The organism is Proteus vulgaris (assembly GCF_011045815.1).
Classification (GTDB): Bacteria; Pseudomonadota; Gammaproteobacteria; order Enterobacterales; family Enterobacteriaceae; genus Proteus; species Proteus vulgaris_B.
Genome location: NZ_CP047344.1, coordinates 251261 through 274424, shown reverse-complemented (window position 1 = coordinate 274424; position 23164 = coordinate 251261). Strand labels below are relative to the sequence as shown.

Here is a 23164-nt window from a genome sequence, read left to right as displayed (position 1 = left end):
ATTCAGTGGCTTATTTTTATTTATTACTAATACTGATTCTCTGATCCTTTAGGCTGAGCTAATTTTTTAAGCAGCTTTTCATGTATCCCACCAAAACCACCATTACTCATAATTAAAATATGATCGCCCGCTTGGGCTTCTTTCGCAATCATATCCACTAATGTATCAAGGTCAGTACTCCAACGAGCTGGTTGTACGCAATGCTCTGCAATATCACTCACTAACCATTGAATATTCGGTGGCTGGAATAAAAACACTTCATCAGCTCGACCTAATGCTGGAGCGATATCATCCTTGCTAATTCCCATTTTCATGGTATTTGAACGAGGTTCTAACACCGCAATAATACGTGCGGTTCCACCGACTTTACTGCGTAGTGCTTCAAGCGTTGCTAAAATCGCCGTAGGATGATGTGCAAAATCGTCATAGACACTGATCTGGTTTACTTCGCCACGTAACTCTAAGCGACGACGCGCATTAACAAACTTATCTAATGCTTCACAAGCGTCAGCAGGCAAAACACCAACATGATGCGCAGCAACTATTGCCATTAAACCATTTTGCATGTTGTGTTCACCAGAAAGTCCCCAACACACTTCTCCAACCTGCTCGCCTTTATGAAACACCTCAAAATGACTACTGTCATTAGTGAGTTTTTTAGCTTGCCAATCGCCTGTTTCACCCGTGAATTCTTGTTCGCTCCAACATCCCATTCCAATGGTCTGTTTTAAATTCATATCGTTGTCAGGCATGATGATTTTCCCACTGCCAGGAACGATACGAACTAAATGATGGAATTGTTTTTGAATTGCCGCTAAATCGTCAAAAATATCGGCATGGTCAAATTCAAGGTTATTTAAAATCAGTGTGCGAGGCGAGTAATGCACAAATTTAGAACGCTTATCAAAGAAAGCGCTATCATACTCGTCGGCTTCAATCACAAAGAAAGGGCTTTCACCTAATTGCGCTGAAACTTGGAAATTACCGGGCACACCACCAATCAAAAAACCCGGCTTATAACCACAATCTTCTAAAACCCAAGCTAACATACCTGCCGTTGTTGTTTTGCCATGGGTTCCTGCAACCGCTAATACCCAACGTTCTGGTAAAATATAATCATGTAGCCATTGAGGGCCTGAAGTATAAGGCAGACCTTTTTCAAGTACAGCTTCAACACAAGGATTTCCTCGTGTCATTGCATTACCAATAATCACCATGTCAGGAGCAGGTTCTAATTGTTTAGGGTCATATCCCTCAATCAGTTCAATTCCCTGATTTTCTAATAAGGTACTCATTGGTGGATAGACATTAGCATCAGAGCCTGTGACTTTATGTCCCTTCGCTCGAGCTAAAATGGCAAGACTTCCCATAAAGGTGCCACAAATACCAAGAATATGAATGTGCATGAATTTCTGTCCAATAGCATGAAGTTGGTCACTATTCTAACGATCAAAAAGCAGATAAGGAACGGATTAACCTTTGAATCATTCGATTCTTTGGCTAAACTTGCCACCACCAAGGAGATTTTCCTCCTTTTTTACTTTACCCACTCACATTCAGGACCTGCGTCATGAAAACATTAGGCGAATTTATCGTCGAGAAACAACAAGATTTTCCCCATGCAACTGGCGAACTTACTGCATTGCTTTCGGCAATTAAGCTTGGGGCTAAAATTATCCACCGTGATATTAATAAAGCAGGGTTAGTCGATATTCTGGGTACTAACGGTGTTTCTAATGTTCAAGGTGAAGCCCAGATGAAACTGGATCTTTACGCGAATGAGAAACTAAAAGCGGCATTAAAAGCACGTGGTGAAGTTGCGGGTATCGGATCAGAAGAAGAAGATGATATTGTAATCTTTGAAGGTGATCGTGCTGAAAATGCTAAGTATGTTGTACTAATGGACCCTTTAGACGGTTCGTCGAATATTGATGTAAACGTTTCCGTCGGGACAATTTTCTCTATTTACCACCGTATTACGCCTATTGGCCAATCTGTAACATTAGATGACTTCTTACAACCTGGTCATCGTCAAGTTGCAGCTGGCTATGTCGTTTATGGCTCATCAACCATGTTAGTTTATACAACTGGTTGTGGTGTTCACGCCTTTACATATGACCCTTCTTTAGGTGTATTCTGCCTATCTCATGAAAGTGTACATTTCCCACCAACAGGAAATATGTACTCTATCAATGAAGGTAACTACATCAAATTCCCATTAGGTGTCAAAAAATACATTAAGTATTGCCAAGAACAAGATGCAGCCACTAATCGTCCTTATACCACTCGTTATATCGGTTCTTTAGTCGCTGATTTTCACCGTAACTTACTAAAAGGTGGCATTTATATCTATCCAAGCACTGCAAGCCACCCTACTGGTAAATTACGTTTACTCTATGAATGTAACCCAATGGCGTTTTTAGCAGAACAAGCTGGCGGTAAAGCAAGTAATGGTAAAGAACGTATTCTTGATATCGAACCTAAAGAGCTTCACCAACGTATGCCTTTCTTTGTAGGTACTAAATCGATGGTTGAGCAAGCTGAAAGTTTTATGGCGCAATATCCAGACGAAGAATAATTCATTGGTCTAGCACCAACATAGATAAACCGGGCTTCTTTTTCGTCCGGTTTTTTCATCTTTGGAAATAGAACTTCCTTTTATTTACTGCTTATTTTTACGTCATAACGCAACATGTTCGGCAAAAAACGGGTATTGTTAAAAACTTTTCGCTATACTACAGGCCACGTAAAATTAATTTTTTTATAGGAAATTTTTTATGAGCCTGAATCATGTTCCTGCTGGTAAAGAACTACCAGAAGATATCTATGTTGTTATTGAAATCCCAGCAAATGCTGATCCTATCAAATACGAAGTTGATAAAGAAAGTGGCGCACTGTTTGTTGACCGTTTTATGTCAACCGCAATGTTCTACCCATGCAACTACGGTTACATCAACAACACATTATCTTTAGATGGTGATCCAGTAGACGTTCTGGTTCCAACTCCATACCCATTACAACCAGGTTCAGTTATTCGTTGCCGTCCTGTTGGCGTACTGAAAATGACTGACGAATCAGGTGAAGATGCAAAACTGGTTGCAGTACCGCACACTAAACTGAGCAAAGAATACGATCACATTAAAGATGTGACTGATTTACCAGAACTGTTAAAAGCACAGATCAAACATTTCTTTGAGCACTACAAAGATTTAGAAGCTGGCAAATGGGTTAAAGTTGACGGTTGGGAAGGCGTAGAAGCCGCTAAAGCTGAAATTCTGTCTTCTTTCGAACGCGCTAAAAAATAATTCTGACGCTATCAGAATAACTAAGTAAGTTATTATTTAATAATTTACTGATGAAAAAGCTCTTCATTTTATTGAAGAGCTTTTTATTATGGTACGACTCTTTTCTTCAAACACATTATAAGCAATCCACCACTTATCAATGTAATAGCAATGGCGGCTATCATTAATGTATAAACCACTGAAACATCCCCTGTTGAAAAAAATAAAAGTCCCCCCACAATCGGTAAGATCAATTGATTCAATAAGATGATTAGAGATGACACACTTGCTAATTGATTGAGAGGAATAATCTCGATTCTAAGCATTCTTAAAATATTTCCTGAAAAGACTTTCCCAATAATTGAAATTGCATAACTGATAAAAAACAAGATCATGGAACCTTGGAAAAATACTAGGAAAGAAGAGCTGATAGTAATAATCAAAATTGAAATAATGGTGAGTGGCCTTCTACTTATATATTTACTTAAATAGCTATATAAGTATGTGCCTAATACACCACAGATCCCCGCTGCAATATCAATAAAACCATAATATTTTATAGGTAATTTCATAGAGCGATCAATTAACGCTGTACCACTAGATTCAATTAAGCCATCAAACATATTGTTACCAAGAGCAACAAAAATAGAAAATAGAATTATCGGTGATGATATAATGTAAGTAATCACCTTATTAGAAAAAGTTATTTCTTCAGAATTGTTTTCATTAATTCTATTTTTTTCCTTATAAAGGAACAAAAAGAAACAAGCATTAATAAAATAAAATATAACTGGTATAACAAGTAAATATTTATAGCCATAATCAATAAAAAAAATGCCAATGAGAGGGCCGATGATCATCCCTAAGAAATCCATTCTAGACATCATATTAATATGGTGTTCTTTATTATTACTTATCGATGCTACGATTTTTTCATACGAAATAAGCGTTTGAGAATTTCCAATCGAAATTAAACTTCCAACTAATCCAAAACTTACTGCTATCATCATTTCAGACGTAAAATCTACATATAATAAAAATAAGCATCCTGTTATTTTAAAACCATCAGAAATAATAGATATAGGACGAACACCTAGGCTATCTATATATTTACCAATCAGCGGAATTAAAAAAATCCGAGGTAACCACCATAGTGCGTATGTCAATCCCGCATATTCAATACTCGTTGTTAACTGATAGACAATAACAGGGGTAAGAAAAACCATTAACCCATCAGCAGTTAATACAAAAAAAAGCATATGAAAAAAGACAATACGCATAATGAATACTAAACCTTTTCTTTAATTAATACTTTAATTGGCTGGTTATTTTCATCATAAACAATAATTGATTTTGGCGTATGATGAGTGGGCTTATGTTTCATTAACTCTTGTTGTTTAGATACAAGGAATTGATAATAACTTAAATCTGCTGCTATTTTATTAACACGATAAGATTGATAATTTTTATTAGCAATTTTCCAATCAATCACATCATGGCCTGGAATATATTCTTTTTCTTTGTCTAAATAGATAACTGGCCGATTAACAGTAATAATATTTGCTATATTAAATAAAGCATGGGCAACACCACAGGGGATCACTAATTCAATATTTGGTGCAGGATTAAAAACAATTTTATCTTCATAAAAAAGGGTGGGTGAATTTTCACGCATATCCACCAGCTTAACGGTAATTTCATGAGATATATCTCCTAAAAAAGTTAAATGATCTTCTTGCCCTAAATGTAATCCATAAGAGTCAAAATCATAATCCTCATGACCATGCTCAACCAGATACATAGGGGATTGTCGCGTTAATGGGACAATCCCACTCTCTTTGCCAGTATGTAAAGTCGCCATTTCACAAAATTCAACGCCTAAAATAATCGATGTAGGTAATTGTTGTTTTTGAGCATCTGCCATTTTCTCTCGAAACCTTAAATTAATCTCATCGCCATTATCTAAGCGAATTTTGCGGGTTTCAGAGTGTAGAAATCGATGTTGACTTAACCATTGTTGTTGTATTTCTGCAATCCGATGATAGACCAGCGCAGAGGCTTCTTCTGTCATTGGTTCATAGCCTTCAATCTCATTAATATCAACATTTTCAGGGAGGTTTATCACATCATTATTAGGTGACCAATTTAATGTTTCATTTGCTAATTGCTCGATTGTGGGTAAAAAAAGAGAATAGCTATTTAAGGTAAAAACATTCTCTAGATGAGAAAAAGTATGAGCGACCCCAGGGGGAATAATGAGTGTTCTTGCGGATGATGGCGTTATCTCAAAACTTAATTCTGATTTAAATGTTGGTGAATTTTTACGACAATCAATAAATTTAGCCAATATTTTTTGTTTTTCATCACCTAAAAAAGTTAATGTATCTTGTTGACCAAGATGAATGCCATACTGCCCATAGTTAAATTCACTTTTACCATGGTAAACAATATTAATAGGATAGGTTGTTGCGAAAGGAATAACATAAGATTGTTGTTTTCCATTATTTACTCGCCAGCGAACAATCCAATATAATCCTACAATATTAATATTTTTATTTAATTCATTAATATCCTTATTCACTACTGCCTCCTATGCAGTTAAAAAAGCAGCCTTATGGCTGCTTTTTTTATTAAATACTGACAATTTCAATATCATATCCAAGTAACTTTGCACTTTCTTTTAATGCATCTAAATTAGTTGTATTTAATTTTAAATACTTATCATCGGCGGGTGCATTTTTAATACCGGCAAGATAGGCGAGTTTATCTAATGCATCTGTTGTTACCGTTTTTGTTTGTAATATCATATCAGTAAAACGATGATTTACTATATTATGTTTTACGTCTTTTGGTGGATTATTATAAAGTTGAGTAATATCATTTAATTTATCCATAAAATTACCTTATTTCACTATATTAATAATAGGATGGTTATCTCTGTTCCTCTTAAGCAAAACTGTTTTAACATTAAATTTATTTTGTTGTCAATCAGGCCTACTATTAATAATATTCATATCATTATATATAAAAATAAAATAAATAATTACTGACTTAAATTTCAAAGTAAAAATAATATAAATGTTTACAAGCATTAGAAATATGACTGTCTCTACTATAAATAATAAAATAGTAATAAAAATTAAAGCTTGTTATTAATTTTATAGAAATTATATTTTCACTAAAAATAAAAAGCGCGATATAAATATCGCGCTTTTTTATCATTACTGAGTCATCTATCGTAATAGCTAAAATTCGCCAATTACTCTTCTTCGTGACGTTTTAGCCAATCTCCGCTTTTGATTTCTTTCAACCCATCAACTGGCTTTTGATAAAGATAGATCCAAGCACTGCCATAAGGCGTTGAAATCAGTTGTCGCTTGTAATCCTGATCATTCTTTTTCAATTCATCAAGCTCTGTCAAGATAGAGGGAGTTATCCGATAGACTTCGCACTCTATCTCTCCTTCACCTTCAACAACCGCAGGATAGAACCCTAAATCATAGAGTTTGTACCCCACTAACGTATGCTCACCTAAAAGTTGCGCATACGTCATCCAGTGATGGTTACCTTGGTTCTGCCGTAAACTTCCATAAACAATAATTCGCATATAATTTAAAACTCAAATTGATAAAGCAGATCTATTGCCTGATTCATACCAGACACTGCTTGTAAATACAACCTGGGCATCAAGCGATAACGTAAGGTTAACGTCGCTAGCGAATCAAATATACCCACTCCATACTTCACTTGTAGGTCGTTCGTTATCTTACCGCTGACCACGACTTGTGAGTTATCCCCCACACCTTGTGTATCAAGCGCTAAATCCGAAACACCAAAGGTTTCACCTATGCGCCCTACAAGCTGGCCACTCTGACCAACGCCTAATCCTATCAACATTGCTGTCATTTGTGATGAATCAGCATCACCACTGTCTAGACCTTCGCCTCTTAACAAATAAGATAATGCTTCTTGTTGTGTTTTAGCAGGCTCAGAGAAAATCTCCACTTTAGGCTGGTCAGCAAGCCCAGTTACTCGAACCCCCGCAATCACATTATCTGCGGTATTATCTGGGTTACGAATAGCCTCGATATTTAAGTAAGGTTGATCAACGGGTCCAGAGAACAAGATTTGGCCTTTACGGACTTGTAAGTCTTGCCCATAGGCTTTGAATTCCCCTCTTGGAATATCAACTTGCCCATTTAAACCTAGTCCTTGTTTATTCTGATTGACTTTAAGTGTTCCCGTCAATCTTGCTTTAAGCCCAAATGCGTCCAGCGTCACATCATCACCAATATTAATCGCTAAATTGCTTTGAATTGGAATCGATGTCTCTTTTGGTGCTATAGGTTGTAAGTTTTTATCTAGCATCACTTCATCAGAAGATGCCGATACTGCTGATTCCGGTAATTCTTGAACCACAATACGAGCCCAAGGGATATCAATACGACCATCTAATTTCAGTAAATGAGGGCTAGCCTCAAAGACGAGATCAGGATTAACATCAATACGCACCATTGGAGGTAATGACACGCGTAGTTTATTACCATTAGCAGCTACCACTGCGCGCCATTCATCTAACTGACGCCAATCTGCATTCCCAGTAAGGTTTAAGTAACCTTCTGGTATCTCAATTCTGCCGCCTAAGTCCGATGTTGCTCCATTGAATCGAACATCAACATTACCTTTCGTAATATCAAATGGGATCCAATGCCCGACCACTTTTAATTGATTAATCCCGAATTGACCAAATAACAGTGGCGATTGAGCACTTCCTCCTAAACGTAATTGAGCACCAATATTCCCTTGAGCAATTTCACCTTTACCTAAGAACGGTTTGATTAAATCTAATGTCAAATTATCAATATCAACCGTACCTGATAGTTGGCGCTTTTTCTCAAGATCGGCAACATGTACGTTACCTTTAAAATCACCATTACCTGCAATGCTAATCAGCCATTGCAATGTAGCTTTACCATTACTCATACCCGCATTTAAGGTAATAGCATCAAAATCAATAGGTAAAATCGTTCCTTCAATATTCTGTTTTACCGCAACACCTTGCCCTTTTAGATTGACAGATGCCTTCGGTAATCCACTTTTTGAATTCCATGTTGCAGTGGCATCCCCTGTAAATACGCCTCGAACAGAAGTTTCAGGTGGTAAGAACGGCTTTATCATTGCTAAATCAAAACGTGTTAGCGTAATTGCAGCCGTTCCACTTTCACCCACTGTTATCGCTTTAGGAACACAGACTTGTGCATTTGGGTTCACCCAGCAATGAGAGCCAATCGTAATCTCTTGCTTTTCTGCCAACAAATTCAGCGCCATTGCTTTATTTAAACGCCACTCACCCACAGGGGTATCAAAAGCCGTATTATTTAGCGTTCCTTTCCACTGTTGGTTCTCCTTATCGAATGATCCTGCTAATGTCAGCCCACCAGAAACAGGTTCGCCATCCATTTTCAACGTGAGTTTATGTTGTTTTTCTGTACCTGCTGCATCTAACGTTAAATTACGGATAATTAAATCTGCTTGTCTTAACTGACGTGCAGTAATAGCCAGTTTGCCACCAATCTCTTTATCAGACTGAACATCGCCTTTAATCGTAATAGATCCAACACTCACTTGATCTTGCCATTTAATGCCCTGAGCGTTGATATCAGCAATAATCTTCGGTGCATTAATGTCACCTCGAATATTCACCTTACCTTTTACAACACCAGCAAGTCCTGGCACTAAACCATTTAATCCTGGTGCATTAATATTGGCATCTAATGCCCACTTGTCACCTAGATGTCCTTCGATATCAAGCTTATTCTTACCCAGTATCAGATTTAATTGAGGAATATTCCATTGCCCAGAATCATTACCATAGGCATTCCCTCTCGCCTTGATAAGATTATTTTTGATATTGCCATCTAACGTGATTTCAGGAACACGTAATTGCCAACTTCCACCATACAGGCTTCCCGTTGTAGCAATACGCCCATCTAATTTTGCAGGCATATCAGGATACTGTTTTGCGGTATTAATTCCTGAAATAGTGAGCAACGCATTCCAACTAATTGCTTTACTCCAATCAGCCACACCTGTGATATCAGCGTTGCCTTGTAATGCAGCTAAACGCAGGCGTGTTAACTCTATTTTTTCTTCATTACCTTTTGCATCCAACATTAATTTGGCTGGCGGGATCTCCTGACCTTGGATATCAGAACGCAATGAAAGGGTATAATTATCCGTCTGACCATTGAGACGTAGTCGAGTGTCATTAAGTTGATACTGTACATCCCCAGTTAATGGCCAACGTACTTTTTGACTCTCTAAGGTCAGTTTTAATGGAAGATGTGGCTTGGCTAGTTCAGCCTGTGCATCAAGTGTAGCAGTTACTGTTCCAGTTAAAGAAAGTGCTAATTTAAGCTCTTCGAGCAACGCACCTTGTAAAGAAAGTGTCGCTTTTTGATCTTTAAAATCTTCCAAGCCCACAACATCACGAATGGTAGCGTTGATATCTAAATTAACAGGCCATTGTTTATCAAGCGTGATCCCCCCTTTTAAACTGACCTCACCTTCTGACGCATCAACACGTAATTTAGTGAGATTAACTTGCTTACCTTGAGTATTCGCTTCAAAAGATAATTGATTGATAGTAACTGGGGCATCCCCACTCACTTGTAATTGCTTACCTTCAATACCTTCAATATTGATATCTACAGGAATAATAATTTCAGGTAATTCAGCCAATAATGGCTTAGCAAAGATCGTTTTAATTGTGTCTGCTAATGCCTGTTCTTTTTCTTCTGGTGTTTTAGGTTCAGCTTTAGGTTTTGCAGTTACGACTTCTTTTACATCTTGGGTAACCGCTTCAACACTACCTTCTTCCGGAGTCTTAGGTAACGCCACCAGCAAATCATTAATAACAGTTGGATTTAATGTGACTTGGCGACCTTCCCACTGTGCACCTGTTTTAAACTCATCCAGCGAGATTGCCATATCATCAATCTTCACATGCGTATTTTCTAATGAGAGCGAGTTTAAATAGATAGGTAACGGAGCATTAAGCTCAGTTAAAGGATCTGATGGTGGGGTTTCTTCAGAGGGTGGGAAAGCACTAGTATCAACATTAACAACCACATCGCGTGTCGCCAATGTATCAATGCAAACTTGTTTATCCGTTAGGCATGCTAAACGTAATCCTAACGATAACTCACCCACATTCACATCAACTCCGGGCATTTGATATTCAACACCCGTCAAACGCAGATCTTTCCAGCCACCATTAACATCTTTGATAACTAAGCCTGGAACCCAGCGAGCTGCACTATTAATGGCAAAATGCAAACCTGATTGTGTTCCTAAAATCCAAGCTACAGCACCAAATGTAAGCAAAATAATGATAAGGAGTGTTAACGCAATCCATTTCAACCACTTTTTTATCATAACTCTGCTCCTAACCCGATATAAAACTGGAGTCTACGTTTATCAACGTCACTCACAGGTAGTGCTAAATCAAATTTAATTGGCCCAACAGGTGATGCCCAACGTACACCTGCACCAGCACCTGTTTTAAAATCGCTGCGAGTAAAATCATTAACGGCTTCACCACTATCAATAAAGACAGCACTCCACCAATTACCCGTAACGTTATATTGATATTCTACCGATCCAACGAGCATCCTTGATGCCCCTGTTAAATTACCTTTACTATCTTCTGGTGAAATACTTTGGTATTTAAAGCCTCGAACACTTCTATCACCCCCTGCAAAGAAACGTAATTCAGGAGGTACTCGTTCAAAAGCATTGGTTTCAATCCAACCAAAATTGCCTCTTACAACAAAGCGGTGCCCTTCCCATGGTGTACGTATCCACACCTGTTGCGCTTGGAATGCAGCAAACTCAACATCTGAACCCCATATTTTATTGGAGTAGTCTAATGAGTAACGTTGGCTATCTCCCCAATAAGGCATCATACCGCCACGTTGACGTACTCGACTGGCAGTTACGCCGGGATAAAGCAACATGGTGGTATTTGTAACTTCACCTTGGGTAAAGTGGCTGAGACTCCAACGTGTATTCACACTGTATTGCCAGCCTGTAGACATATCCCAGTTACGAGACACATTTAACGTTGTGGTATCAGAGCGAGTATCATTTAAATCAGTACGTTTAAAACCACCTTGAACACCATAATATTGCTCTAATGGATTGACCTTAAGTGGAATTTTATAGTTTGCTCCAATAGATTGTTCAGGCTGAGAAACACTAATGTTGGAAGTTAAACTATGGCCACGCGAATTCATCCATGGTTTATCCCACTGCATATTAAGGCGAGGACCAACATCGGTAGCATAACCGCCACCAAGCTCTACATAGTTACGAGAACGAGGTGTTACAACTGCGCTCATCGGTAAAAGATGAGAACCTTCAGCCCGTGCTTTTGCAATATCAGGAGTAACAACCGCAGAGTTAAACCATCCCGTTGCGGCTAAGCGTCGGTTGAATTCAGCCAGATCTTCAGAGGCGTAATACTGTCCTTCTTTAAAAGGAACAATATTTTGTAAATAGTCTTCGCGGATTTGAGAGCCAGTATAATTTACTTTGCCAAAGCGATAACGTTCACCACTATTAAAGACAAAATCCCAATATGATGCATGATTATCTAATGAGACGCCTAGCTGGCTTTTATCCATTTCTGCATCAAAGTAACCACGACGGATAGCAAGTCCTGTTAATGAACCTTTGAGCTTTTCATAATCACCATGGTTTAAAACACTATCAAGAGGAGGAGTATTTTCTTTAATTACTTTTGCGTATTGTTCGTCGGTTTTAGCACCACCTTCAAGAACAATATCGACCCCTTTAATTAAAATAGGAATGCCTGGTTCAACTTTAGCGGTTAATACAGAGCGTGTTGGCGGTGTATTTTCTTGGTAAGAAAATGTCACACTAGGCTGATAATAGCCTAAAGGGCGAAGTCCTTCTTGAATTGCTTTTTCAACACGCGCACGAAAACGCCCGTCAGGTGCAACTTCTTCTGTTGTAATGTTTGATAGCTGGACTCGCGCATTTTTTTCGAGTTGCCCTTCTAAACCTTCTACTTTTAAACGCAAACTTGCCCCATAAGCAACAGGTGCGATAAAAGACAGACAGAGAACGTAGATAACGGAGTATCTCGGCACGTTTTCTCCTCAATATGATTTAATCCATGTGATAAATTGACGACAAACTGTTTTAAGCTTTATTGTAGATTTAGTTTATAACAATATTAAGCCTTTACCATAGTAAAGCGTTTACAAATATAAAAAATGGAGTCTACCTTGCAACATAAAGCTTACCAACCAGAGAATGCCTTAAGAGGTACCTCGACACCATTAGAAATATCTGCTAATCATGCAGTAAATGGGCATTCTATTAATGACATTCCTGAAAAGATGAGTGTCGCTTATTTTGCCATGGGTTGTTTTTGGGGCGTAGAACGTCTGTTTTGGCAACAACCCGGTGTTTACTCAACAAGTGCGGGCTATAGCGGCGGTGTAACAGAAAATCCAACCTACCAACAAGTTTGCCAAGGCTTAACTGGCCATAGTGAAGTGGTGAGAGTTGTTTTTGATCCCACAATAATTAGCTACCGACAACTTCTGGCTCTTTTTTGGGAAAATCATAATCCATCACAAGGTATGCGCCAAGGTAATGATATTGGCAGCCAATACCGTTCTGCCATTTATACTGTTAACACAGAGCAATATGAACAAGCCATTGAGTCAAAAAAACGTTACCAACAAGCAATGAATACTCAAGGTGCAACAACGGAAATTACGACAGAAATACAGCCAGCCGGCCCTTTTTATTTTGCTGAAGATTACCACCAGCAATATTTACACAAAAACCCACAAGGTTATTGTGGATTGGGCGGGATTGGTATCTGTTTTCCACCTGAAAAGTAACACTAGCAGAAAATAGTAGGGCGATGATATAATTACGCCCTCTTATCTATCTTTGTGAATAATTTCATCACAATATATTGATTTATCTTCTATTTTTAACACTCTAGTATTGCCCTTTGGATTGAATACTCGGGGTGATGTGAGCCTTATATGCTTAATAGTTTACTCATTGTGCTTTTGCTTTGTGCCATCAGCGCCTTTTTTTCGCTGTCTGAAATTTCTCTTGCCGCCTCTCGTCGAATTAAACTCAAACAACTCGTTGATGAAGGCAATATTAACGCTGCCCGCGTCTTAAAAATGCAAGAAATGCCAGGCATGTTTTTTACTGTCGTTCAAATTGGATTAAATGCAGTTGCCATTTTGGCGGGTATCGTTGGCGAATCTGCATTCTCTCCTTCACTAAAAAGCTTCTACCTACAATTTTTTGAAGAACCTCTAGCTCAACAGCTTGGATCTATCTGCTCTTTTATTATTGTCACATCAATGTTTATTTTACTGGCTGACTTAACCCCAAAACGTATTGGTATGATTAAGCCTGAAGCCATCGCATTGAGAATTGTGAATCCAATGCGTTTCTGCCTTGCCTTTTTCCGTCCTCTGGTATGGTTATTCAACGGCATGGCTGATCTCATCTTCAAGCTGTTTAAAATCCCGATGGTCAGAAATGAAGATATTACTTCTGATGATATCTTTGCCATTGTAGAAGCCGGCGCTGTTGCAGGGGTTTTACGTAAACAAGAACATGAACTCATTGAAAATGTCTTTGAATTAGAATCACGCACCGTTCCTTCGGCAATGACTCCTCGGGAAGATGTGGTTTATTTTGATCGCGAAGAAACTGAAAGCGATATTAAAGAAAAAATTGCCACCCAACCCCACTCTAAATTTTTAGTTTGTGAAGGTGATATCGACCATATTATTGGTTATGTGGATTCTAAAGAGCTTCTTAATCGAGTTATTAATGGACAAAGCCTAAATCTCAATGAAGGTGTTCATATCCGCAAAGCACTCATTATTCCTGATACATTAACACTCTCAGATATGTTAGAAAGTTTTAAAACATCAGGTGAAGATTTTGCCATCATCCTCAATGAATATGCCATGGTAATGGGCGTTATTACGCTAAATGACGTGATGACAACATTGATGGGCGATTTAATTGGACCAGGACAAGAAGAGCAAATTGTCAGTCGTGATGAGCATTCATGGTTAGTTGAAGGTGGTACACCAATTGATGATGTGATGCGCGCACTTGATATTGACGATTTCCCTGATTCAAGTAATTACGAAACTATTGCTGGTTTTATGATGTTTCGCTTACGCAAGATCCCAAAACGTACAGACTATGTGAAGTTCTCAGGGTATAAGTTTGAGGTTGTCGATATTGATAATTATAAAATTGATCAATTACTTGTGACAAAAATTGATGATATCCCTCCCGTTAAACCCGTCTTACAGGAGCATGTTCCTGTTACACAGACAACAACGACGGAAGTAGAAATCAAAAAAGATGAAAATAAAATTGCAGATTAGTAACTAAATGAAATTAATAACTGAGTCTTATCTGAAAACTCAAAGAGAAAGACTCAGTTATCTATCAGATAAAAGTTAACCCATTTCAGCCTTAAGCAAAATAACCTGCTGGTTTACTTCACTCATAACATTAAAATGTAGCTTATCTTTTATTTTAGGCAGTAAAATTTTGCCGTAATCAAATTCAAATGCACCCATTCCTTTGATGTAAAACCGTCCACGAAATAACGTCTTAACGTAGAGAGCAATTTTTTCAGGGTTATAGCGATTGAAGATTTTCATCTTTCAGTTAGTCTCCCATGCTCGTTGTTGAGTTTAATAAGTCATAAAGACTTATCTTTATATATCAAATTTAAAGACCTAATTATAAGTACTAGGTTCAACTTATTTAAATTTCTTATCTATTTTTACATTTATTGACAGTAAAGAATATAAATCAAGATAACGTAAGCAATATCTTACCCACTCAATGTTAAATAAATGTATCAAAAATGCAGTATTATTCTTCACTAGCTTCTATGCTTAAATAGAACCTAACGTCATCTCAATCATAGGACAATGGCTATGCACAAACTCACCTTAGCTGCACTTTTACTTAGCACATCAACATGGGGATTTGCTCATAACATCACTGAAAATACCGTACTACCAGCAGTCACCATCAATGACAAAGGTGAACTGCTTTATGACACAACTAAAGATAAGTTTAGCTACCAAAATTGGAACAGTGGTCTGCTTAGTGGAAAAGTACGAACAGTTCAGCATATAGCAGGACGTAGTAAGGCAAAGGAGATGAATGCACCGTTTATTGAAGCGGTTAAATTAGCCAAATTCCCGCAAGCGAGTTATCAAACAACGACAATCATTAATACAGATGATGCCGTATTTGGTACCGGTCCCTTTGTACGTGGCAGCGTTGAAGACAGCAAAAAAGAGTTTCCTTGGTCACAGTTTATTGTTGATGCTGATGGTATTGCACAAAAAGGATGGGGATTAGAAAAAGAGAGTTCAATGATTGTCATACTTGATAAACAAGGTAAAGTCCGCTTTGCTAAAGAAGGTGTTTTGAGTGGTGCTGAAATAACGACGGCAATTAATCTTATCAACGATTTAATAAAAGAGTAATTTTCTGTGTCAGAGCCCTCATGAAACAAAGGGCTCCAACTTCATTTTATTACACTAAAATATTGAAACTCTAAACCCTGGGTTAATCAGAGACTCTTTGGGAGAATAATCCAACGTTATGCCTTTCCAATCTGTGACATGTGCGCCAGCAGCAATCGCTATGGCATGACCTGCCGCCGTATCCCATGTATGTGTTGGTCCAAAACGGGGATAAAGCTGTGCTTTACCTTCCGCAACAAGACAAAATTTTAGAGATGAACCAACAGCGACCGTTTGATGTTCACCTAGCTGTGATAAATATTCTTTTAACTCGTCATCTTGATGAGAACGACTGATCACTATCACAGGAGGTTCTGCCCGACTTGCATGAATGGGTAATCGCTGCCCACACTCCTCTTTCCACGCTTTTTTATTGGCAGCTGCATATAACACATTTTGCACTGGTGCATAAACTACCCCTAAAACAGGAATGCCTTTTTCGATTAAGGCGATATTCACCGTAAACTCACCATTTTTACTAATAAATTCTTTAGTACCATCTAGTGGATCAATTAGCCAATACCGCTCCCAATGACGGCGAACTTCCCATTCAGGTGGATCTTCTTCAGATAATTGAGGTATATCAGGAGCAATAGAAGCAAGTCCTATTTTGATAATTTGATGAGCTGCTAAATCTGCTTCTGTAACAGGTGAATTATCACTTTTCTCCTGCACTTGAATTGGCTCGGATTGCTGATAAATCTGCATTATCGTCATACCGGCTTGGCGAGCTAATTTGCTGACTTGTTCTAACATAATGCACCTCTCTTATTTCTATAAGCATGATCACTTCTCTTATAAAAATCAATTACCCTACGATCTCTTTAGTTTAGTATAGAGACAAAAATAGCCGGCAAAACCGGCTATTTTTTACTCTGATTTACCGCAGAATAAGAAATTATAAAATTTCTAATAATTCCACTTCAAATACTAATGTTGCGAATGGAGGAATAGCCGCACCTGCTCCACGTTCGCCATAAGCTAATTGATAAGGGATATAGAGTTCCCATTTAGAGCCTACTGGCATTAATGTTAATGCTTCAATCCAACCTGCGATAACGCCATTTACAGGAAATTCTGCTGGCTGACCACGTTGAACAGAACTATCAAATACAGTGCCATCAATTAAACGACCAGTGTAGTGAACACGAACATGATCAGTTCGTGCAGGGATCGTACCTTCACCCGCTGTCAGTACTTTATACTGTAAACCTGATTCTGTAACTTGAACGCCTTCATTTTTCACATTTTCTTCTAAGAAAATTTTACCAGCATCAGCCAGCTCAGCTTGACGTTCTTGACGAACAGCTTCAGCACGTTCATGCATAGTACGTAAGGCATTGTGTAATGTTTCAACAGGTACAGAAGGCGCATTACCTTCTAATGCATCGGTCAAGCCAGCTAACAGTGCTGCGGGCTCTAATCCTTGAAGACCTGATTCAGTCAGTTGTTGACCGACTTGCAGACCAATACCGTAACTTGCCTGTGATTCGATAGAATCAAATGATGGTTTTGACATGAAAAATACCTGTTTTTTATAAAAGTTAGTCCCAAGAATAACAGTGGTAAGGTACAGCGTAAACCTTCTGTCTTGAGTAATGGGAATTATTCATTAAAAACCTAAACAATTGACTCTATTTATCCTATTTTTAGCACTTTTTTAGTGTGATTTGTCATACTTATTTTCACAACATCGCAACACAGGCATATACTTATAAATAGGCTCAAAACTGCCTAAATCTATAAATATCAATATATATATACTCTAAATAATTCAAGTGGTAGTCAGGTGGGAGTGCATAGAAAACGATGTCATTCGTCTCACTAAGCATAGTCAATCCTCCTGTAATTTGAAGTATGACAAGTATAGATGTGTTCAGAGAGGTATTAAGTGAAGATAACGACAAACCCCTATTTCCGCGAACAAGGCTATATTAATGGCCTTTGGTGTAACGCTAAAAATAACGACACGGTTGATGTCATTGATCCCGCAACTGGCACACTTCTGGGTACTGTTCCTAATATGGGAACACAAGAAGCAATAATGGCGATTGATGCTGCACAAAAAGCCTTACCCGAATGGCGAGCACTAACAGCCCATCAACGTAGCGCATTATTACAAAATTGGTTTAAATTAATCACTGAAAACAAGAGAAAACTTGCTGAGTTAATGACATTTGAGCAAGGAAAACCTGTTGCTGAAGCTGAAGGCGAAATTACTTATGCGGCTTCTTTTATTGAGTGGTTTGCTGAACAAGGTAAAAGAACCAACGGTGAAATCATCCCCTCACCTTCTGCTGATAAACGTTTGATGGTGATAAAACAAGGTATCGGTGTTTGTGCTGCTATTACACCTTGGAACTTCCCTGCTGCTATGATCACCCGTAAAGCCGCACCGGCATTAGCCGCGGGTTGTACTATGGTAATTAAACCAGCCAATGAAACACCTTATACCGCACTAGCTTTAGCTGAACTAGCAACTCAAGCTGGTATTCCTGCGGGTGTTATTAATATTGTCACTGGTGATGCGATTAAAATTGGCGAAGTCTTTACCTCTGATAACCGTGTTCGCAAATTAAGTTTTACTGGCTCGACAGGTGTTGGACGTTTATTAATGCGTCAATGTTCTGATAGTGTCAAAAAAGTCTCTTTAGAATTAGGCGGTAATGCGCCATTTATCGTGTTTAACGATGCCGATATTGATAAAGCCGTTGAAGGGGCTATGGGCGCTAAATTCCGTAATGCAGGGCAAACTTGTGTTTGTGCTAACCGTTTTTATATTCATAAAGATGTTTACCAACAATTTAGTGAACGTTTTGTTGCTGCTGTCAAAAAGCTCAAAGTAGGAAACGGTTTTAAAGAAGGTGTCACTATTGGACCTCTGATTAACCGTAAAGCTATTGAAAAATCACAATCATTGCTTGCTGACACACTAAAACGGGGTGCAACACTGCTTTGTGGTGGAGAGCGTGATAAAGCAGGTGAAAACTTTTTCCAACCTACTGTTATCGGCAATGTTCCGGCTGATAGCCATATTCTTGAAGAAGAGATATTTGGCCCTGTTGCACCTTTAGTTATTTTTGAAAATGAAGATGAAGTGGTGCATTTAGCCAATAACACTATTTATGGTTTAGCTGCTTATTTTTACAGTGAAAATCCACAACGTATTTGGCGTGTTGCTGAAAATTTAGAATACGGCATGGTGGGAATTAATACCGGTTTAATTTCCAATGAAGTGGCACCATTTGGTGGTATTAAACAATCAGGTTTAGGTCGTGAAGGCTCTGAACATGGCATTGAAGACTATATGGAGATGAAATATCTCTGCCAAGGATTATAAATAATCGCTATCCCCCCTATAAAAGTAAGTCAGCATGGATGCTACTGCTTTTTCCTTTACTATTTTCTCTTATTATCGAAAAAATCTAGCATTCCTTTGCTAAAGATTTTTTATTATTTTATTTTCTATTTATTTTGCTTAAATCAGTGATAAAGCATGTCATGAACAATGTCATCTGCTTTCATTGAATAAGGGTAATATGTTGGCCAGTTGCTTAATTCTTTAAGTAATTCATCTTGCGATGTATTGCCCATATATAAATGGAAGTGCTCTGCTTTCTCTGGTGCAATAATGTGGTCGCTAAATTGAATAAATTTGGGCGCTTGGCTTTTGACATCATCACAGCGAAAAAGATAACGTACTCCTTTTTTACCTGATTCATAATGTAGAATACGATAACCGTCATAGTGATATTCACAGCTATCTACGTTTTCACCACGATGGAATTCAATGATATTATTTTCAATACCAATCATATCAATATCTGTTTTATACCCTTGTGTGTAATAAGCACGATATTCTTCAATTGTCTTATCTTTTTTCACTTCTGCTTTTTTCTGTAAGACAATATCGAGTTCGCCACTATGAAGGTAAGGCTCCACTGATTGCCATACACCTTCCCAGTCACTCAATTGACGATTGAGAACATCCTTGTCCTCAAAAATTCCGTTAGCAGCATCGCGTTGTGCTTGTGTTTTTACTTTTTCATGATGATACCCATGAGCCACAACAGACATCGCACTACTCAACAATCCCATAATTAAAACACAAGAAAGTATCGGACTTTGCATGATCTTACCCCTGAACTGCTTTAAAACGTGGATTTGACTTACAAATCACATAAAGACGACCACGGCGACGTACAACCTTACAATCAGGATGACGCTGTTTTGCACTTTTTAATGAACTTAATACCTGCATTTTTCTTTCCTTCTTATTTAACAAAACGGCCAAAACGTTTATTAAAGCGCGCCACATTACCTTCTTGAGAATGTGTCTTCTGCTTACCGGTATAAAATGGATGAGATTGAGAAGAGACATCTAACGTAACATAAGGATACATCTGCCCTTCATACTCTATCGTTTTTTCCGTCTTAATGGTTGAACCAACTTTAAAGTAAGCATCTGCACTTGTGTCATGAAAAATAACAGTTCGATATTGTGGATGAATGCCTGGTTTCATATAAAACTCCAACTCATATATGTAATGTTATAATGTAACAATATTGAATTGCAGTAATGTAGCGCTTTTTAATTTCCTTGACCAGTTTTTTTTAGTCTGTTTTTTATCTTAGGAAAAAGTAGGTTGTTTTAGGTATGTACTTTTTAAGTGATATAAGTGGATTTTCTGGCCTTTTTTTATCCAGCTTTTCTATTTTCCGCTAGAGTTATACTAAGACGGCAAAACAAATAGGACATATTATGACTAATTGGCGCGATAAGCTTTTCAGTAAGTCACCTCTGTCTATCGATCTCAACATAGACTTTCCTAATGTTTTTCCTGCTTCTACTCCTTCACTTTTTTCACTATTAATTCCTTATGAAATAGGCGATGTACCTTTACCTGATGAATTAAATCTATTGTCAGAAAGTCATTTAAAAGAAAAATCAAATAATGAGTCTATTCCTTTCAGTTGGTCGGCAGGAGCTCGCGAAGGCATTATTCTGCATCAACGGATAGGTCGCGCGATCGAACAGCAACCTTCACAACAATCATGTGAGGAGTTTGCCCTATCACTCTATAACGCCATCAAACATGTTGTGCTTTTACCCGATAAAGATCATATTACTTCTTTTTATGCAATTGCCTGTCAGGATAAACTCGCCCCGATAACTTATCTTTCCCAGTTGAACGAGCAAATAGAACAAGATGAAGCACTGTTTAAAAATGAGATCTATTTTCAGTTGATCTTATGGATCTTGAAACTGAGCCCTGATAAGAATCCAGTTAAAATTGCTTTAGGATTATTAAGATCATTTCGTGATAATACATCTCAACGTTTACTTTTATTATTTGCTCTTCATCCTGAATTTACACTCTATGCTATTCGTTCACTAAAACAACGCCTTTCCTGTGAAGAATTTGAGCCTTTTTTATATTCATTTGGTCAACGTACTAAGGGGTGGGGACGTATTCAATTTATTGAATATCTGCCAACAATGCTTTCGGTAAATAACCGTTATTGGTTACTCACGGAAGGCTATAAGAATAATGTAATGACAGAATATGTTGCCTATGACTGTGTAACGAAAGGCAAACTTTTAGAGATGCTCCATACGCATCCTTTAGATAACACATTACTATTAGGTTGTAGTGATTTACTGCGTGCATTGCTTAATGGTGGCCCAGCAAAAGATATTTATGATTACATTGAAGGTGCTCAGGTTTGCAAAGCGTTTATTTCACAAGTCGATGTACTGCCACCCAAAGAGCTAAAATTGCTTCATTGCGTTTGTGAAATCGCTGATTTTGTACAAAATAGTGGTGAAGATTGGTTATTACTCGAAACATTAGGGTGGGATGACCATGGCCAACAGCAAATTATGTCTATTTCACAAAATATTATTCAAAAACCAGAGTGGTCAACACTCATTATTGAAGCATTACAACATCCCTCTCGCTCAAAAAATTACCAAGCAAGTTTGGTTGCAAAATCTCTTCGTCTTGATATTTGGGAGTTGCTTTTTTCACTGCAAAAAGATAATCCCAATGCAGACTGGTGGCATCAATTAATGCAAACAGATGCTTCTCATAAAATAGAAAGAGTAGTCAAACTTGCAGAACAACAAATTGAATTAACAGCATTCGATAGCACAGATGATCCATTAATAACTACCTACTCTGAATATCAGCCTCATCATGCCGTTGAATACATTATGCAAGATCTTGGTGGTTTTCCCGGTATCGGCTGGTCACTCATCAAACGGCAGTTACGTAGCCCGACATTGCGTGATAGAAATATGGCGCTGAATGTTCTTTCAACTTGGTCTGACACATTATTGCCTCATGATCTTTATGGTGAATTAACACAAGCCTTAACCATAGAAACCGATAAAAATGCTTATCAACGTATAAAGTTATTTTTAGTTAACCATCAAGGAAACGAAGAACATTAATGGTTAGAGCGAATAGATAATTCTGAAAAGAATTCAGGGAGCAGGTTAGGATCATGGTTCGTGCTAGTATGGCTACAAGGAATAAAAAAGATGTTACAGCAATTCATAATACTGATTCACAGATCAATAATGAGGTGAATATGGGCAAATTCCCTGGCTTACATCGTCGAGCAATACTGGTTATTGCCGTGGTTTTGTTGGTCGTATTTTTTTGGCCAACAAGTGAAAATAACGGTGAGCCACCTCAACCGTCATCATCGACGCAAGATCTTCCTGTACCCATTGCACCATCAGTCACTAGCGAAGATCCAATTTATCAAGCACCGATCCCTCAAGCACAGGATAGCTTAGATGCCGATCAAGGAACGGAGCTTCCTAATGAGAATTCAACGACAAACAATATAGATGAAGGTGTTGCTCAAACAACACAACCACAAGATCCCGCTTCAACATCTGCACAAAAATGGCAAACATATACCATTAAAGAAGGGCAGACCTTAGCGCAGCTCTTTAGAGATAATCAACTTCCAGTAAATGATGCTTTCTCTATGGCAAAATCTGAAGATCAACAAAAATCATTAAGCCAACTACGTTCAGGGCAGGCAATTCGATTACAACGTAGTCCACAAGGTGATGTAAGTATGCTGGAAGTCACAAACAGTGCTGGCACAGTTATCACTTATACACGTTTAAGTGATGGTAGTTATTACCGAACACCTTAGTCAAAAATTGAGTTAAAAAAAACGCCAGCAAAGCTGGCGTTTTTCTTTATCAACATTCACTGT

General features: G+C 38.0%; 21 protein-coding genes. 8 read left to right on the top strand and 13 right to left on the bottom strand.

What is annotated here, in order from left to right; genetic code table 11:
* Positions 1-26: 26 nt before the first annotated feature.
* Entirely contained in the window at positions 27-1406 is a 1380-nt protein-coding gene (gene mpl / locus GTH24_RS01390) for a UDP-N-acetylmuramate:L-alanyl-gamma-D-glutamyl-meso-diaminopimelate ligase (protein ID WP_072069579.1), read from the bottom strand.
* A gap of 164 nt (positions 1407-1570) precedes the next feature.
* On the opposite strand from mpl, the gene fbp reads away from it, so the two are divergent.
* Together fbp and ppa are read left to right on the top strand one after the other, a co-directional pair.
* Positions 1571-2578: a class 1 fructose-bisphosphatase gene (fbp, locus tag GTH24_RS01385; RefSeq protein WP_023583589.1), complete on the top strand. Its 1008-nt coding sequence runs from the start codon at positions 1571-1573 to the stop codon at positions 2576-2578.
* A 199-nt stretch (positions 2579-2777) separates the two neighbouring features.
* The gene (gene ppa, locus GTH24_RS01380) at positions 2778-3305 is read left to right on the top strand and encodes an inorganic diphosphatase (RefSeq protein WP_072069581.1); all 528 of its coding nucleotides are present in this window, start codon (positions 2778-2780) and stop codon (positions 3303-3305) included.
* Between the two features lie 86 nt (positions 3306-3391).
* Here the strand turns inward: ppa and GTH24_RS01375 are convergent, their stop codons facing one another.
* The 6 genes from GTH24_RS01375 to tamA all read right to left on the bottom strand — a co-directional run bounded on the left by GTH24_RS01375 (position 3392) and on the right by tamA (position 12460).
* Entirely contained in the window at positions 3392-4564 is a 1173-nt protein-coding gene (locus GTH24_RS01375) for an MFS transporter (protein ID WP_164525863.1), read from the bottom strand.
* A gap of 8 nt (positions 4565-4572) precedes the next feature.
* Positions 4573-5865, bottom strand: coding sequence for a dTDP-4-dehydrorhamnose 3,5-epimerase family protein (locus GTH24_RS01370; RefSeq protein ID WP_164525862.1), 1293 nt, complete (start codon positions 5863-5865; stop codon positions 4573-4575).
* A gap of 49 nt (positions 5866-5914) precedes the next feature.
* A complete protein-coding gene (locus GTH24_RS01365) occupies positions 5915-6178 on the bottom strand; it encodes an XRE family transcriptional regulator (RefSeq protein WP_072069584.1) in 264 nt (87 codons plus the stop codon).
* Between the two features lie 365 nt (positions 6179-6543).
* Complete coding sequence (locus GTH24_RS01360) at positions 6544-6891, bottom strand: gamma-glutamylcyclotransferase family protein (RefSeq protein WP_072069585.1); 348 nt, start codon at positions 6889-6891, stop codon at positions 6544-6546.
* Between the two features lie 5 nt (positions 6892-6896).
* Positions 6897-10721, bottom strand: a complete 3825-nt coding sequence (gene tamB, locus GTH24_RS01355; protein WP_431311717.1) for an autotransporter assembly complex protein TamB — start codon at positions 10719-10721, stop codon at positions 6897-6899.
* Complete coding sequence (gene tamA, locus GTH24_RS01350; RefSeq protein WP_164525861.1) at positions 10718-12460, bottom strand: autotransporter assembly complex protein TamA; 1743 nt, start codon at positions 12458-12460, stop codon at positions 10718-10720. Before tamA ends, tamB begins: the two co-directional genes overlap by 4 nt.
* 126 nt (positions 12461-12586) lie before the next feature.
* Here tamA and msrA point away from each other — a divergent pair, with 126 nt between their 5' ends.
* Positions 12587-13225, top strand: a complete 639-nt coding sequence (gene msrA, locus GTH24_RS01345; protein ID WP_164525860.1) for a peptide-methionine (S)-S-oxide reductase MsrA — start codon at positions 12587-12589, stop codon at positions 13223-13225.
* A 150-nt stretch (positions 13226-13375) separates the two neighbouring features.
* Complete coding sequence (locus tag GTH24_RS01340; RefSeq protein WP_115351217.1) at positions 13376-14758, top strand: hemolysin family protein; 1383 nt, start codon at positions 13376-13378, stop codon at positions 14756-14758.
* Positions 14759-14833: 75 nt separating this feature from the next.
* On the opposite strand, the gene GTH24_RS01335 is transcribed toward GTH24_RS01340, so the two are convergent.
* Positions 14834-15040, bottom strand: a complete 207-nt coding sequence (locus GTH24_RS01335; RefSeq protein WP_036939412.1) for a DUF1107 domain-containing protein — start codon at positions 15038-15040, stop codon at positions 14834-14836.
* 282 nt (positions 15041-15322) lie between these two features.
* Here GTH24_RS01335 and GTH24_RS01330 point away from each other — a divergent pair, with 282 nt between their 5' ends.
* Positions 15323-15883, top strand: a complete 561-nt coding sequence (locus GTH24_RS01330; protein ID WP_072069590.1) for a YtfJ family protein — start codon at positions 15323-15325, stop codon at positions 15881-15883.
* Positions 15884-15937: 54 nt separating this feature from the next.
* Here GTH24_RS01330 and cysQ read toward each other — a convergent pair whose 3' ends face one another.
* Positions 15938-16678, bottom strand: coding sequence for a 3'(2'),5'-bisphosphate nucleotidase CysQ (gene cysQ / locus GTH24_RS01325; RefSeq protein ID WP_164525859.1), 741 nt, complete (start codon positions 16676-16678; stop codon positions 15938-15940).
* Between the two features lie 142 nt (positions 16679-16820).
* A complete protein-coding gene (locus GTH24_RS01320) occupies positions 16821-17441 on the bottom strand; it encodes a peptidylprolyl isomerase (RefSeq protein ID WP_072069592.1) in 621 nt (206 codons plus the stop codon).
* A gap of 372 nt (positions 17442-17813) precedes the next feature.
* On the opposite strand from GTH24_RS01320, the gene GTH24_RS01315 reads away from it, so the two are divergent.
* Complete coding sequence (locus tag GTH24_RS01315; protein WP_072069593.1) at positions 17814-19262, top strand: NAD-dependent succinate-semialdehyde dehydrogenase; 1449 nt, start codon at positions 17814-17816, stop codon at positions 19260-19262.
* Positions 19263-19405: 143 nt separating this feature from the next.
* Here the strand turns inward: GTH24_RS01315 and zinT are convergent, their stop codons facing one another.
* The 3 genes from zinT to GTH24_RS01300 are packed head-to-tail and all read right to left on the bottom strand — an operon-like array spanning position 19406 to position 20445.
* Entirely contained in the window at positions 19406-20053 is a 648-nt protein-coding gene (gene zinT / locus GTH24_RS01310; RefSeq protein WP_164525858.1) for a metal-binding protein ZinT, read from the bottom strand.
* A gap of 4 nt (positions 20054-20057) precedes the next feature.
* Positions 20058-20183, bottom strand: coding sequence for a type B 50S ribosomal protein L36 (gene ykgO, locus GTH24_RS01305; protein ID WP_006535739.1), 126 nt, complete (start codon positions 20181-20183; stop codon positions 20058-20060).
* A 13-nt stretch (positions 20184-20196) separates the two neighbouring features.
* Positions 20197-20445: a type B 50S ribosomal protein L31 gene (locus GTH24_RS01300; protein WP_072069595.1), complete on the bottom strand. Its 249-nt coding sequence runs from the start codon at positions 20443-20445 to the stop codon at positions 20197-20199.
* A gap of 239 nt (positions 20446-20684) precedes the next feature.
* On the opposite strand from GTH24_RS01300, the gene GTH24_RS01295 reads away from it, so the two are divergent.
* Positions 20685-22379: a hypothetical protein gene (locus tag GTH24_RS01295; protein WP_072069596.1), complete on the top strand. Its 1695-nt coding sequence runs from the start codon at positions 20685-20687 to the stop codon at positions 22377-22379.
* A 53-nt stretch (positions 22380-22432) separates the two neighbouring features.
* Positions 22433-23101: a LysM-like peptidoglycan-binding domain-containing protein gene (locus GTH24_RS01290; protein ID WP_072069597.1), complete on the top strand. Its 669-nt coding sequence runs from the start codon at positions 22433-22435 to the stop codon at positions 23099-23101.
* The last annotated feature ends 63 nt before the right edge of the window (positions 23102-23164 follow it).